Source organism: Salinicola corii (genome assembly GCF_008298015.1).
In the GTDB taxonomy this organism is placed as follows: domain Bacteria; phylum Pseudomonadota; class Gammaproteobacteria; order Pseudomonadales; family Halomonadaceae; genus Salinicola; species Salinicola corii.
In genome coordinates, this window is sequence record NZ_VTPX01000005.1 from 1 (window position 1) to 13,566 (window position 13,566).

Annotated in this window: 14 protein-coding genes; 7 read left to right on the forward strand and 7 right to left on the reverse strand. The window is 62.0% G+C overall.

Features of this window, described 5'->3' with window-relative positions; translation table 11 throughout:
* The 6 genes from F0A16_RS10305 to F0A16_RS10325 form a co-directional block, all read left to right on the forward strand.
* A partial coding sequence (locus tag F0A16_RS10305) for an IS3 family transposase (RefSeq protein WP_149435321.1) occupies nt 1-96 on the forward strand: 96 nt, incomplete at its 5' end.
* Between the two features lie 266 nt (nt 97-362).
* On the forward strand, nt 363-509 hold the full coding sequence (locus tag F0A16_RS21705; RefSeq protein ID WP_187775972.1) for a hypothetical protein: 147 nt from the start codon (nt 363-365) through the stop codon (nt 507-509).
* Nucleotides 509-1,231 (forward strand): metal ABC transporter ATP-binding protein, encoded by a 723-nt coding sequence (locus tag F0A16_RS10310; protein ID WP_149435322.1) that lies wholly within the window; start codon nt 509-511, stop codon nt 1,229-1,231. The genes F0A16_RS21705 and F0A16_RS10310 overlap by 1 nt, the downstream gene beginning before the upstream one ends.
* Nucleotides 1,228-2,112: a metal ABC transporter permease gene (locus tag F0A16_RS10315; RefSeq protein ID WP_149435323.1), complete on the forward strand. Its 885-nt coding sequence runs from the start codon at nt 1,228-1,230 to the stop codon at nt 2,110-2,112. Before F0A16_RS10310 ends, F0A16_RS10315 begins: the two co-directional genes overlap by 4 nt.
* A 40-nt stretch (nt 2,113-2,152) precedes the next feature.
* Nucleotides 2,153-3,205 (forward strand): metal ABC transporter solute-binding protein, Zn/Mn family, encoded by a 1,053-nt coding sequence (locus F0A16_RS10320; RefSeq protein WP_149435324.1) that lies wholly within the window; start codon nt 2,153-2,155, stop codon nt 3,203-3,205.
* Between the two features lie 110 nt (nt 3,206-3,315).
* Nucleotides 3,316-4,572: a winged helix-turn-helix domain-containing protein gene (locus F0A16_RS10325; RefSeq protein WP_149435325.1), complete on the forward strand. Its 1,257-nt coding sequence runs from the start codon at nt 3,316-3,318 to the stop codon at nt 4,570-4,572.
* Nucleotides 4,573-4,583: 11 nt separating this feature from the next.
* Here the strand turns inward: F0A16_RS10325 and F0A16_RS10330 are convergent, their stop codons facing one another.
* From F0A16_RS10330 to F0A16_RS10360, 7 genes are all read right to left on the reverse strand, one after another.
* A complete protein-coding gene (locus F0A16_RS10330) occupies nt 4,584-6,347 on the reverse strand; it encodes an ABC transporter ATP-binding protein (RefSeq protein WP_149435326.1) in 1,764 nt (587 codons plus the stop codon).
* 8 nt (nt 6,348-6,355) lie between these two features.
* A complete protein-coding gene (locus tag F0A16_RS10335; RefSeq protein WP_149435327.1) occupies nt 6,356-7,303 on the reverse strand; it encodes an acetamidase/formamidase family protein in 948 nt (315 codons plus the stop codon).
* Nucleotides 7,303-8,919: an ABC transporter substrate-binding protein gene (locus F0A16_RS10340; protein ID WP_149435328.1), complete on the reverse strand. Its 1,617-nt coding sequence runs from the start codon at nt 8,917-8,919 to the stop codon at nt 7,303-7,305. Before F0A16_RS10340 ends, F0A16_RS10335 begins: the two co-directional genes overlap by 1 nt.
* A gap of 80 nt (nt 8,920-8,999) precedes the next feature.
* The gene (locus F0A16_RS10345; protein WP_149435329.1) at nt 9,000-9,926 is read right to left on the reverse strand and encodes an ABC transporter permease; all 927 of its coding nucleotides are present in this window, start codon (nt 9,924-9,926) and stop codon (nt 9,000-9,002) included.
* On the reverse strand, nt 9,927-10,775 hold the full coding sequence (locus tag F0A16_RS10350) for an ABC transporter permease (protein WP_149435330.1): 849 nt from the start codon (nt 10,773-10,775) through the stop codon (nt 9,927-9,929).
* Nucleotides 10,775-11,362 (reverse strand): ANTAR domain-containing response regulator, encoded by a 588-nt coding sequence (locus F0A16_RS10355; RefSeq protein ID WP_149435331.1) that lies wholly within the window; start codon nt 11,360-11,362, stop codon nt 10,775-10,777. The genes F0A16_RS10350 and F0A16_RS10355 overlap by 1 nt, the downstream gene beginning before the upstream one ends.
* Entirely contained in the window at nt 11,359-12,495 is a 1,137-nt protein-coding gene (locus F0A16_RS10360) for a transporter substrate-binding protein (protein WP_149435332.1), read from the reverse strand. The genes F0A16_RS10355 and F0A16_RS10360 overlap by 4 nt, the downstream gene beginning before the upstream one ends.
* Before the next feature lie 403 nt (nt 12,496-12,898).
* Between F0A16_RS10360 and F0A16_RS10365 the strand changes: the two genes are divergently transcribed.
* On the forward strand, nt 12,899-13,534 hold the full coding sequence (locus tag F0A16_RS10365) for an OmpW/AlkL family protein (protein ID WP_149435333.1): 636 nt from the start codon (nt 12,899-12,901) through the stop codon (nt 13,532-13,534).
* Nucleotides 13,535-13,566 lie beyond the last annotated feature (32 nt).

Genomic DNA, 13,566 nt, shown 5'->3' on the forward strand with positions numbered 1-13,566 from the left:
CATTACATCCATTACTACAATCACGAACGCATCAAACTGACACTAAAAGGCCTGAGCCCTGTTCAGTACAGGGCCCAGGCCTTAAACGCCGGCTAAGTGAATCGTCCAACTTTATGGGGTCAGTTCACTGGCTGCTTTGGGTCGATTGCAGTCATTCGCCCAGCTTGTCGCATTCACGCATCTCATCAGGCACCCATTAGCCTTTCGCACCACCTTGTAACTCTAGGTAACCCAGATCCCGTCGTACCACAACCCCGCCAAAAGGCTGTCAGCGATCTCTTACAAGACCGCGTCGTTCATAATTTCCCCTTTCCACATCATTTGTTATGTTATAACCTTTGCCTCCGTTTCAGGAGATCGTCATGTCACACCGTCACCGGCACCGCCCCGATGGGCCGTGCCATTTTTCGTTGATGTCGCTGGGCGCCGGGCGGCGCGTGTTGCTGGCGCTGTTGCCGCTGGCCATGCTGTGGCTCGTCGCGGGCTGGGCTGCCGGGGTGTTCGGTTGATGGGGCAGTGGAGAACAGAGGCGCTGGATGAGCCCAACACCCTGCTGACGCTGGAAGCGTTATCGCTGGCGCAGGGCAACCGCATGGTGCTGGAGGGTATCGAGGGTCATTTCGAGGCCGGCACCATTACCGCGTTGGTGGGTGCCAACGGGGCCGGCAAGAGCACGCTGGTCCAGGGGATCATGGGCGAGCTGCGCCCCGTCAGCGGTCGGGTTCACTGTCGGGTACCCAATGCCCGGCGCGCCTGGCTGCCGCAGCAGCTGGCGCTGGACCTGACCTTCCCGATGAGCGTCGAGGAGCTGGTGATGAGCGGCTGCTGGCCGACCCACGGCAGTTTCAAGCGCTACGGCCCGACGGGGTACCGTCGCGGCCAGGCGGTGATGCAGCGCCTGGGCCTGCAGGCGTTCGAACATCGCCCGCTGGGCGAGCTTTCCGGCGGCCAGCGCCAGCGCGCCCTGCTCGGCCGTACCTTGATGCAGGAAGCCCAGTTGCTGCTGCTGGACGAACCGTTCGCCAATGTCGATGCCGCCACCGTCGAGGTGCTGATCGAGGTACTGCAGGACATGGCGGCCAAGGGCGCGGCGATCATCATCGTGCTGCACGATCACGATCAGATGACCCGGCTGGCCGATCGGATCCTACATCTGGAACGCGGGCATGGCACCTGGTCGACGCCCGCCCGGGTCGGCGGCTCCCCCTCCACGGCGGAGACGCTGGCATGATCGACTGGCTGTTCTCTCCGTTGATCGATTTCGGCTTCATGCGCCGCGCGCTGGTGGCCGGCCTGGCACTGTCGCTGGTGGCGCCGCCGCTGGGGGTTTTCCTCACCCTGCGCGGCATGAGCCTGGTCGGCGACGCCATGGCCCACGCCGTGCTGCCCGGCGTGGCGGTGGGTTTCCTGCTGGCCGGGTTCTCGCTGCCGGCGATGAGCTTTGGCGGCCTGATCGCCGGGCTGTTGGTGGCAGGGCTGGCGGGCAGCGTGTCGCGCCTGACCGGCCATCGCGAAGACTCCGCCATCGCCAGCTTCTACCTGATCTCGCTCGCCGCCGGGGTGATGTTGATCTCGATGCGCGGCAGCAGCGTCGATCTGACCCACGTGCTGTTCGGCTCGATCCTGGCGGTGGACAGTACCGCGCTGTGGCTGATCGTCAGCGTGTCGAGCCTGACCCTGATCGTGCTCGCCGCGATCTTCCGCATCCTAGTGGTGGAGTGCCTCGACCCGCTGTTCCTGCGCGGCCAGGGCATTCGCGGCGGCGCCGTGCATGGCCTGTTCCTGGGCTTGATGGTGCTCAACCTGACGGCCGGCTTTCAGACGCTGGGTACCCTGATGGCGGTCGGCCTGATGATGCTGCCGGCAACGGCGGCGCGCTTCTGGTCGAAACGCCTCGAGGGCCTGATGGGGCTGGCCATCGCCATCGGCATGATCTCGAGCGTGGGAGGCCTGCTGCTCTCCTATCACGCCGGCCTGCCCTCCGGCCCCTGCATCATTCTGCTCGCCGGCATCATCTATCTGTTTTCCGCGCTGTTCGGGCGGTACCACAGCGTCTTTGCCCGCTGGCGCCGACGCGTGGAGCCGATACTGCCGCCGGACGCCCACGGCTAACGCGGCACTCCACCCTTCAACTCCACACAAGGAATGCAAGATGTCCCGCCAATCGATCTCTTCCGCGCTGCTCAAGGGCCTCATCGCCGGTGGCCTGAGCGTCGCCGCCCTGTCACCGATCTACGCCCAGGCGGATCCGCTCAAGGTCGTCACCAGCTTCAGCATCCTCGACGATATGGTCGAAACCATCGGCGCCGACCATGTCTCGGTCACCTCGCTGGTCGGCCCGGATGGCGACGTGCACGCGTTCTCGCCCAAGCCTTCCGACGCGCAGTCACTGGCCGATGCCGACCTGATCGTGGTCAACGGCCTGCAGCTCGAAGGCTGGATCGATCGGCTGATCGACGCCAGTGAATACGATGGCGACATCGTGGTCGCCAGCGACGGCATCAAGACGCGGCCGTTCGAGGGGCATCACGACGAGGGTGACGATCATGGTCACGGTCACGACGACCACGACCACGACCACGACCACGACCACGACCACGACCACGACCACGACCACGACGATCATGATCATGCGGCGAACGGCGGCGCGGAAGGCCATCATCACCATCATGGCGATGTCGATCCGCACGCCTGGCAGGACCTCGAGAACGGCGAGCAGTACGCCCGCAATATCCGCGATGCGCTGGTGAAGGCCGATCCGGACCACGCCGACGACTACCGCGCCAACGCCAAGCAGTACATCGAGAAGATGGAAGCGCTGGACACCGAGGCCAAGCAGCGTATGGCGCAGATCCCGCAGGAAAATCGCCTGATCATCACCAGCCACGACGCCTTCGGCTATTTTGCCGACGCCTACGGCCTCGAGCTGCTGTCGCCGGTGGGCATCAACACCCTGGCCGAGCCCAGCGCCAGCGACATGGCCCAGTTGACGCAGCAGATCGAGAGCAGCCACGCCAAGGCGCTGTTCCTGGAAAACATGAGCAACCCGGCACTGATCAATCAGCTGCACGAGGAGACCGGCGTCGCCATAGGCGGCACGCTGTATGCCGACGCGCTGACGCCCGATGGCGAAGGCAGCACCTATCTCGGCATGTTCCGCCACAACGTCGACACGCTGATCGAGGCGTTGACGGCCGACGACTGACTCGGCGAAACCGGCGGCACTTCGGCGCCGCCGGTCGCTCCTCGCACTGGTCAATCACCGCCACCTGGACGACACTGCTCTCGAACCTTCGCCGAGACAGTGTCGTTTTCATGCCGCCAGTGACTGCCCCACCCCACCGTCACCTCAGCCTCGCCCAGGCCCGGCGCCTCGCCCTGAAGGCCCAGGGATTCACCGCCTCCTCTCCCGATACCGTCAACCGCGGCCATCTCAATCGCCTGCTGGATCGGCTCGGCGTGCTGCAGATCGACTCCGTCAACGCCCTGGCCCGCTCCCACTATCTTCCCGTATTTTCGCGCCTTGGCCCCTATCCGACCGAGCACCTCGACGAAGCCGCCTGGGCGCGCAATCGCTATCGGTCGCTATTCGAATACTGGGGGCACGAGGCCTCGCTGTTGCCGATTTCGCTCTACTCCGCGATGCGCTGGCGCATGCGACGCGCGCAGGACGGTATCGGTATCTACAAGCATCTGGCGCGATTCGGGCGTGAGCGACAGGACGTGATCGAGCGTGTACTAGACAGCGTGCGTGATCGCGGTCCGCTGGGCGCGGGAGCCTTGAACACGCGAGAAGGGCCTTCGGGACCATGGTGGGACTGGAGCGATGAAAAGCATGCGCTGGAGTGGCTGTTCGCCGCCGGCGAAGTCACCGTCGCCCGCCGCCGAGGCTTCGAACGGCTCTATGACCTGCCCGAGCGCGTCTTGCCCGCGACAATACTGAATCAGGCCGAACCCGACCGGCTCGAGGCCCATCGCCAGCTGTTGCGCCGATCCGCCCTGGCCCTTGGCGTCGCGACCGAAAAGGATCTGCGCGACTACTACCGGCTGGCGCCGCAGGATACCCGTGCCGCGCTGCAGACAATGATCGAGGACGGCACCTTGACGCCGGTGTCGGTCGAAAGCTGGCGCCAGCCGGCCTATGTCATCGGCGAACCCCGAATTCCCCGCCAGATCGGCGCCTCTGCCCTGCTCTCACCGTTCGACTCATTGATCTGGTATCGCGAACGCACCGAGCGCCTGTTCGGCTTTCACTATCGCCTCGAGTTCTACGTGCCACCGGCCAAGCGGGTCTTTGGCTACTACGTCATGCCGTTTCTCCACGGCGATCGGCTCATCGGACGGATCGATCTGCGTGCCCGCCGGGCCGACGGCGAATTGACGGTGCTGGCGGTTCACCCGGAGCCGGGCATCACCTTCGACGACTCACATCTCACCGCCCTGTCACGGCAGTTCGAGCAGCTGGCAGCGTGGCTGGGTCTGCCGCGCATCCATCTCGCCTGCGAACGCCCGCTGGCTCAGAGGCTCTCTAACCACTGGCCGGTCGATGTCAGGCGGCGGCGGGAGCTGTAACCCAGGCAAGGCTACGCCGATGATAGCGCCACGAAGTGGCCCGCCTGTGGCTCTGCATAGTGGATGTCCGGCAACCGATGGCCGCGCGGCTTTATCGGATCGGGCACTTCATCGACCTGCAGCAAGGCTTTGAAATCCCGCTTGTGATCGATATCCGGCATCGGAACTGCCGAAAGCAGCCGCTGTGTGTAGGCGTGCTGCGGGTTGTGCAGAACCTGCTGACAGCTGCCGATCTCGACGATCTGACCGCAATACATGACCGCGACGCGATGACAGACCTGCTCGACCACCGCCATGTCGTGCGAGATGAACAGGTAGCTCAACCCCATGCGGTCCTGCAGCGACTTCATCAGCTCCAGCACCTGCGCCTGAACCGAGACATCGAGCGCCGAGACCGGCTCATCGGCGATGATCACTCGAGGTTCCAACGCCAGCGCCCGGGCAATGCAGATTCTCTGACGCTGTCCGCCGGAAAATTGGTGCGGATACCGCAGCGCCGCCGCGGCCGGTAGGTCGACCTGCAGCAGCAGCTCCTCGACTCGCTGTCGCCGTTGAGCGGCGTTCGCCAGGCCATGCACCAGCAGGGGCTCCGCGATCAACTCGCCGACCGTCTTGCGCGGATTCAGCGCGGAAAAGGGATCCTGGAAAATCATCTGGATATCCCGGCGTACCGCCTTGAGAGCCTTTCCCTGAAGGCCACTCAGCTCGCGGCCGTCGAGTTTCACGCTGCCCGAATAGGTCAGCATGTTCATCAAGGCCTTGCCCGTCGTCGACTTGCCACAACCGCTTTCTCCCACCAGCCCCAGTGTTTCCCCCGCCCCCAGTTCGAAACTCACGCCCTCTACCGCACAAACCTCCGTCGCCGGGGCAAACGGCGACTGCCGTCTGATGGGGAAACGCACCCGAAGATCGCTGACCTCGAGCACTCGCGCCGCCTGCGCTCTTGAAGGCAGCGTCACGGCCGCTCCCAGTCGCGGCACGGCCGCCAGCAGTTTGCGGGTGTATGGCGACTTAGGCTGCAAGAAGAGTTCGCGTGCCGAGGCCTGCTCTTCGACGACACCCTGATTCATCACCACGACGTCGTCGGCCATCTCGGCGACGACGCCCATGTCGTGGGTAATCATCAACAGCGCCGTGTCGAACGCCTGCTGCAATTCGCGCATCAATTCGAGAATCTGTGCCTGGATCGTGACATCGAGGGCCGTGGTCGGTTCGTCGGCGATGAGCACCTTGGGCCGGCACACCATTGCCATGGCGATCATCACGCGCTGGCGCATGCCGCCGGAGAGCTCGTGCGGGTACTGCTTGAGACGTTTCTCGACATGCGGTACGCGCACCGCGTCGAGTATCTCCCAGGCTCGACGTTTCGCCCCGCTACCCTCGTCCAGCTTGTGACGACGAATGGTCTCCTCCAGTTGCTGGCCCACACTCATCAGCGGATTGAGCGAGGTCATCGGCTCCTGGAAGATCATCGCGATGTCGCGACCGCGAAGCCGAGACATCTGTCTATCCGATAGCTCGGTCAGATCACGATCCTGATAGAGAATCGCCCCACTCGGCAGCCTTGCCACCTTCGGCAACAGCCCCATGATGGCGAGCGACGACAACGACTTGCCACTACCGGACTCTCCCGCAATACAAAGCGTTTGACCCGCATGCAGCTGAAAGCTCAAGTCATCAACGACGCGCTGCGTTTCATGCTCATGCGAAATGTCGATCGACAGGCGCTCGACGGAGAGCACGCGAGAGGCACGGGAATTATCGGGAAGCGACATGTTGGCGGTTACTCGAAAACGATACGCGGGACATAGAACGACACGACCCAATTGGGTTGATCGACGATCTCGCTGATGCGCAGGTCTCCGCAGACCGAGCAGAGCATATAGGCCTGCTCGGCCGGCATATTGCGGGTCTTAATCAGCCATTCGATCGCGCCTTCCAGGGCCTGACGTGCGCCGGTCATCAAGTCACTGCCGATGCCGGTGAAGACCTCGTAACCGGCGCCATCCAGATGTCGGGTGACCGGCCCCGGCGTCGAGAAGCGCGGCATCGCCAGCGGTGTCTGCTTGATCAAATTCAGGGTCAGCGTGACGTCCATCGCACTCTCGAGTGCGGTACCACAGACTTCGCCGTCGCCCTGGGCGGCATGGGTATCACCGATCGAGAACAGCGCCCCGGCCACCTCCACCGGCAGATAGAGCGTGCAACCTGCAGCGATGTCGCGCACGTCGAGATTGCCCCCCACCCGGCGCGGGGGAACGATCGAATGGAGACCCGGTGCCGCCGGTGCCACACCGAGGGTCCCGGCAAAAGGCTTTAGCGGAATCCTGGCGTGCTTGCCGAACGCTGCCGGCGTCATGGTCTGCGTGTCGTAGTGCCACAACGCCAGTGCCGGCTCGGTGAACTGATCCGACAGCAGCCCGAAACCGGGGATATTGGCCGTCCAGCCGAAGCCGGACGGGGTGAACTCCTCGATGGTTATCGCCAGTATGTCGCCAGGCTCGGCGCCGTCGACGAAGACGGGGCCGGTTACCGGGTTGATACGATCGAACGGCATGGACGCGACCGACTCCAGCGTCGAAGCCGCCGTGAAATGGCCACCGGACGAATCATTGCACTCGAAGCTGACGGTCGTCCCCGGCGTGACCTGCATGACCGGAGTGTTGGCATTGTCCCAGCCCAGATGACTCTGATGGCCGTGGATGGTCTTGATCAGTCCGTGATCACACATCATTTCACCCAGATGTAGTCGTAATTGACCGGCACGTGCACCGGATCGACGTAGAGTGCGTCTTCTCCACCCATACGCGCGGAGTGCACGGTATAGCGCTGCTCGTTGAAGATCGGCACCCAAGGCGCATCGTCCATGGCCGTGGTAAAGATTTCCCCCCAGCGTTCGGCGCGCGCTTCCTGCTGGTCCGGCTTGACCATCGCATTGGCCGCATCGGCCTCGGCATCGAGTTTCTCGTTGCAGTACCACGCCCAGTTCCAACCGCCCGGTACGGCGCCCTCACAGCCGAGAATCGGCCCCCAGAAATTGGAGGGGTCCGGAAAATCGGCGATCCACGCCATGCCGCCAGACCAGATCATCGGCGCCTGATCCTCCTCCCCCCCGGCGGCGATCACGTTGGCCTGCGCCAGCGACTTGATCTGCGCCCGAATGCCAATCTCCGACAGGTCCTGCTGGATGGCCTGGGCGATGCGTGGCTGGGGGTCGGTATTCATGACGTAGAGCTCGGTATCGAAGCCATCGCCAAAGCCGGCCTCCTCGAGCAACGCCTTGGCTTTCTCCGGATCGTAGGGGTAGCCCTGATAATCCTTGTCGTAGCCGGGCATCGCCGGTGGAAGAGGTTGATTGGCAGGGGTCGCTCGGCCATTGATGACGCGCACGATGCGATCCTTGTTGATTGCCATGTTGATGGCCTGACGCACCTTGAGGTTATCCAGCGGCGGCATGGTGACGTTCAACGTGACATAACCGGTATGCAACTGGTCGCCAACGACCATCAGCTTCTGGAAATCAGGATCGTTCTTGAACTGCAGGAACTGGGCAGGCGGTATGCCATCACCCGCGATATCGACTTCGCCTCGCTGCAGACGCAGCAGTGCCACGTTGGGGTCCTGCCCGATCTGGAAATCGATCTGATCCAGATAGGGAATGCCCTGACGGTAGTAGTCGTCGTTCTTGACGAAGGTCAGATGTTGCCCCAGCGCCCAATCCTTCAGTTTGAAAGCGCCGGTACCCACCGGATGCTTGCCGAAGTCCGGCCCCCACTTTTCGACGGCCTCCTTGGGAACCACGGAGGCGAAGTTGAGCGCCATGACGTGCAGGAACGTCGCATCCGGCGCACTCAGCGTGATCTCCACCGTGTAGTCGTCCGGGGTGGAGATACCGCTCAAGGTAGTGGTGGCACCGCTCGATGCCTCATCGAAACCGACGATCGAGGAAAAGAAGCCGGCGCCGGGGCTCTGGGTCTTGGGATTCACCGTTCGCTCGAGCGAATATTTGACGTCTGCAGCGGTCATTTCGCGACCGTTATGGAATTTGACGCCGTGCCGCAGATGGAATGTGTAGGTGAGACCATCGTCGGAAATCTCATAGCGCTCGGCGAGATCCGGCACCAGATTGGTGGTGCCCGGCTCATAATCCATCAGCCCATCGAAGAGCGACTTGATCATCGACCAGTTCTGCCAGTCATAGCCGATGGCGGGATCGAGCGTGGCGACGTCGTTCTGATACGTCACGATGACGTCTCCCCCGGGTTTCGGGGTGTCCTGCGCTTGAACCGCGCCGCTGATTGCGGCGGCCAATGCCGCCAGCGCAAATCCCTTGAGAATCTTTTGCATGTCGATTTTTCCTTGTTGTACGAAGACTACGAAGACTACGAAGACCCAGTGCTATGAAGACCGGTGCTACTAGACCACTATCAGCTGTGCTTCACGTCGATGCGGGGATCGACGAAGAGCACGGCGATATCGGCAATCAGATTGCCCACCACGATGGCGACCGCCGAGAGTGTGGTCACGCCGACGATGATCGGAATGTCCACCTGCTGGATCGCCTGCCAGGCAAGCTGACCGATGCCTGGCCACCCAAAAACGGATTCCACCACCACCAGACCGCTCATGAAGATGCCGATATCGATGCCGATCATCGGGATGACGGGAATGATGGCGTTGGGCAGGACGTGCCTCAGCAGAACGCGCACGCGTGTCAGCCCCTTGGCGCGCGCGGTGCGAATGAAGTCCTGGTGCAGCACGTCGATCATCGAAGAGCGCACCATGCGTGAATACCAGCCACTGCCCAGCACGCCCAGCGTGATGGCCGGCAGCAGCAGATGCTCGATGCCGCCATACCCTCCCAGCGGAAACCAGCCGAGTTTCACGGCAAAGAAATAGAGCGCGAGCATCGCCGCAATGAAGTGCGGCGACGAGACACCAATGAACGAGAACGCCATCAGCATCCGGTCCAGCGCCGAGTTGCGCTTGATTGCCGCCACGATGCCCAGCGTGATGCCGATCACGAGCTCGACCCCGATCCCCGCGGCCATCAATTGCAGCGTCGGCCCGATGCGCGCGGCCATCAGATCGGAAACCTGCGAACGCTGCACATAGGAGCGCCCCAGATCACCCTGCAGCAGGTTGCCCAGATAGCGCAGGTATTGCTGATAGAACGGCAGGTCCAGCCCCAATTGATGGCGAATATTGGCGACGACTTCTACTGTCGCACTGCGGCCCGCAATCTGACGCGCCGGATCCGCCGGAATCAGATACATCAGGAAATAGGTGATGAACGTCACCCCGAGCAGGATCAGCACCGCGTAGAACAGTCGTTTGGTAACGTACCAGGCCATTTACAGCCTCCCCTTCAACGTCGGATCGAGTTCGTCACGCAGCGCATCGCCGACCAGATTGAAGCTCAGCGACAGCGCAATGATGGCGACACCCGGAAACAGCACCAGCCACAGCGCCGACGTGAAGTAGGTTTGGCTCTCGAAAATGATGTTGCCCCAGCTTGGCATCGGCGGCTGCACGCCCACCCCCAGAAACGACAGCGTTGCCTCAAGCAGCACCGTGGTGGAGATGCCCAGCGTCGCCCAGACCAGAATGGTGGGCAGAAGATGCGGAAGCAGGTGAGAGAACAGAATGCGCAATGAGCTGGCACCGATCGTGCGCTCCACGGCGACGAAATCCTTAGCCGCGATGGAAATCGTCTCCGAATAGATCACCCGCGCGATCTGCACCCAGTTCACCATGGCGATGACCAGCGCCACGATCCACAGACTGGGCCTGAGAATGGCGGCCAGGGCGATTGCCAATAACAGCGCCGGGAAGGACATCATCAGATCGGTGAAGCGCATCAGTAACGAGCCGGTCCAGCCGCGCACGAAGCCTGCCGTGACCCCAACCAATGTCCCGATGATCACGGCAATGCCATTGGAAACCACACCGATGATCAGAGACGTCCTTGCGCCATAGATAATGCGCGATAGCAGGTCTCGTCCCAGCAGATCCGTACCGAAGTAGAAATCGCTATTGGGCGGCAGCGGCGCACCTTCGATGGTCAGGCCATCGAAGAACTGTTCGGTGGGATCATAGGGGGCCAGCCACGGGGCGAACACTGCCGCTACCACCACGATCAGAATGAACAGCAGCGACAACGCAACACTCTTGCGCTTCAACAGGGCCATCAGCAGCGTCATCAGGAATGCCCCCGCTGGCGCCAGCGTTCGCTGTCTGTCTGCAACAGCCGCTCGGCGGCGTGACCCAACGTCAATTGCTGTTCCATGGCGTGGCTGCGCAAGCGCTCGTAGGCCTGCGTCTCATCGCAGCTCAGCGTTACCATCAACCGAGCCACGGCGCGGGAGACCACTCCCTGGGATTCGAGACGTCGAGCCAGCTCATGGTTGGCCGTTTCCAGTGACTGCGTCTGTTGCCGCAACTCCTTGGCCATCGCCAGCGTGGTGTAGACCATGCTCTGGGTGATCGGCTTGTTGAGGATCGCCGTGGCGCCCAAACTTATGGCCCGCTGGATCTGGGACAGCGTCTGATGGTGCGTCATGGCGATGATCGGAATACCCGCACCGCGAACCCGCGCCAGAAGCCGGTCACTGTTGAAATGGTCAAGCTCGACGATCACGCCACTGACATTATCCAGTGCCGCGGGCGAATCCAGGTAAACCGTTTCCGAGCGCAGCCCCAGCCGATCGAGACTCTTCAACAACATTGCCAACGAGCGAGCCTCGCAATCGACCAGCAGAAGGTGCGGAGACAGCACGTGCGAATTCATTTCACCACCCTCAAGTTGGGCGCCGCCAATGGGGCCGCAAGCTCATGGAATTGCGCCAGTGGCGTGCGCGTCAGATAGGGATCGGCCTCGAGCGCCGCGGGTTGCCGATGGACGATATCGAATCGCCCGTCGCGCGCTTCGGCGATACAGTTGGGCAGCGTGAGATGATTGTTGTGAGGCTGAAGCGAGAGCGTTCCCAATGGCGTGGCCTGAGGCTGATTCTGCAACCAGGCCAGCACGGCATCGGGATCGTCGTTACCGATGGCCTGGCAAGCCCGAGCCAGCATCGTGACGGCAGTGTAGGCGCAGGTATAACAACTGGAGAAGGTGCCCTCGACGCCGCCGACACGCTGACTGGCGCTGAAGGCGTTACCGGCAACGTCGAACCAGGGGCCGCTCGAGAGCAACCGCAAGTGGTTCAGGTGGGGAATCGCCGGCAATTCGCACTCCGTGAAATTGCAACTGAGAACCGGCAGCCGACGACCGGCTCGGGCGCATGCCGTATTGAGCTGTTTCAGAAAGAAATAGGAAGATTCACCCACCAGGTTGTTGAGCACGAAATCGGTATCGCTTTGCAGGATCTGCTCGGTCACGCTGGTAAAATCCGCATCGCCGAAGTGGAAATAACGCTCGGCGACGATCTCTCCAGCCGCCGCACCAATCAGTTCGCGAGCGATGCGGTTGCTTTCCCAGCCCCAGACATAGTTCGAACCGACCAGCACACCACGTTTACCGTGCTCGCGCAGCACATAACCCAGCAGCGGCACGAGATTCTGATTGGGACTGCCGCCCAGGTAGACCACGTTCTCACTGCATTCGAACCCTTCGTAGGGGCTGGCGTACCAGAGCAGCGCCGCGGCACGCTCCAGATCAGGAACGATATCCTTCCGACTGGCGGACGTCGTGGTCCCCACGATATGACGCAGCCCTCGCTGCAGTAGCGATTCCACCCCTTGATGGTAAGCGTCGAGTTCGCCTCGAGGGTCGAACTCGTGCACCTCCAGCCGGATACCCTCCGCCTGGCGATTGATATCCTCGACGGCCCGCAATGCCCCATTCCGCGCATGGTTGCTGATGCGCTGGTAGGTGCCTGAAGTCGAGTAGAGCACCCCGATGGGGAGCGTCAATGTCATAGTGATTCCCACAAAAAAAGCCCGGACGTCGAGAAGACATCCAGGCTTCATTGCCAAGCGCCGATCGGCGCACTGTTCTGTTCAAGATTTACAGGCGTTACGCCACACTTGCCGAATCAGGTCATAGAAAAATCGCGCCACTTTTCACATTAATCTTAAAAAACAGATTATTAATCGAACTCTCCATAGTCTGTAAGACGAACCCTTTCTTCGGCAACGTGGCCAGAATGCACCGTTTTGGCTTACCTAGTTGGCGATGCGCACCACGACGGATCATGCAAAGAATACCTTGCGACAAATAACCACATTAAGTATGTGGTTATTCAGACGTAGGCTAATGTCGATGCCACGGTCTGCGTCGATCGCGGCAAGTCCACCAAGGGTTGATAAGGGAACGCCACTCATGAACACGATCCTACGCCGCTTGAGCATCGCCGGACTGGCGGTCGCCACAACGCTCGGCGCCAGCAGCGCCTTCGCCTACGGTGCCGGCGACTGGTTCACCCACTTCGGTATCGCCAAGGTCTCGCCCAAGAGCGACAACGGTAACTTCGATGCCATCGGCGTCGACAAGATCGACGTCGACGACGAGAGCGGCTTCGCTTTCACGCTCGGTTATCGCTTTCTGGACCACTGGGGCGTCGAACTGCTGGCCGCCCAGCGCTTCGAGCACGACATCACTCTGGATGGCACCCAGATGGCTTCCACCAAACATCTGCCGCCGACCCTGACACTGCAGTACTACCCGCTCGGCGGCACCGACTCCCGGGTTCAGCCCTATGTCGGCGCCGGCCTGAACTACACCCACTTCTCCGACGAGAAGGTCGACAGCGGCAGTCTGGACATGGACGACTCCTGGGGCGCCGCGGCGCAACTGGGCGTCGACCTGCTGATCGACGATCACTGGTCGTTGAATGCGGCGGCCTGGTACCTGGATATCGACTCCGACACCACCGCCACGATCAGTGGCGAATCCTACGACACCACGGTACATATCGACCCCGTCGTGGTCATGGGCGGCATCGGCTATCGCTTCTGAAGCGAGCCGCCGCCACGCGACCGGATCGTCCC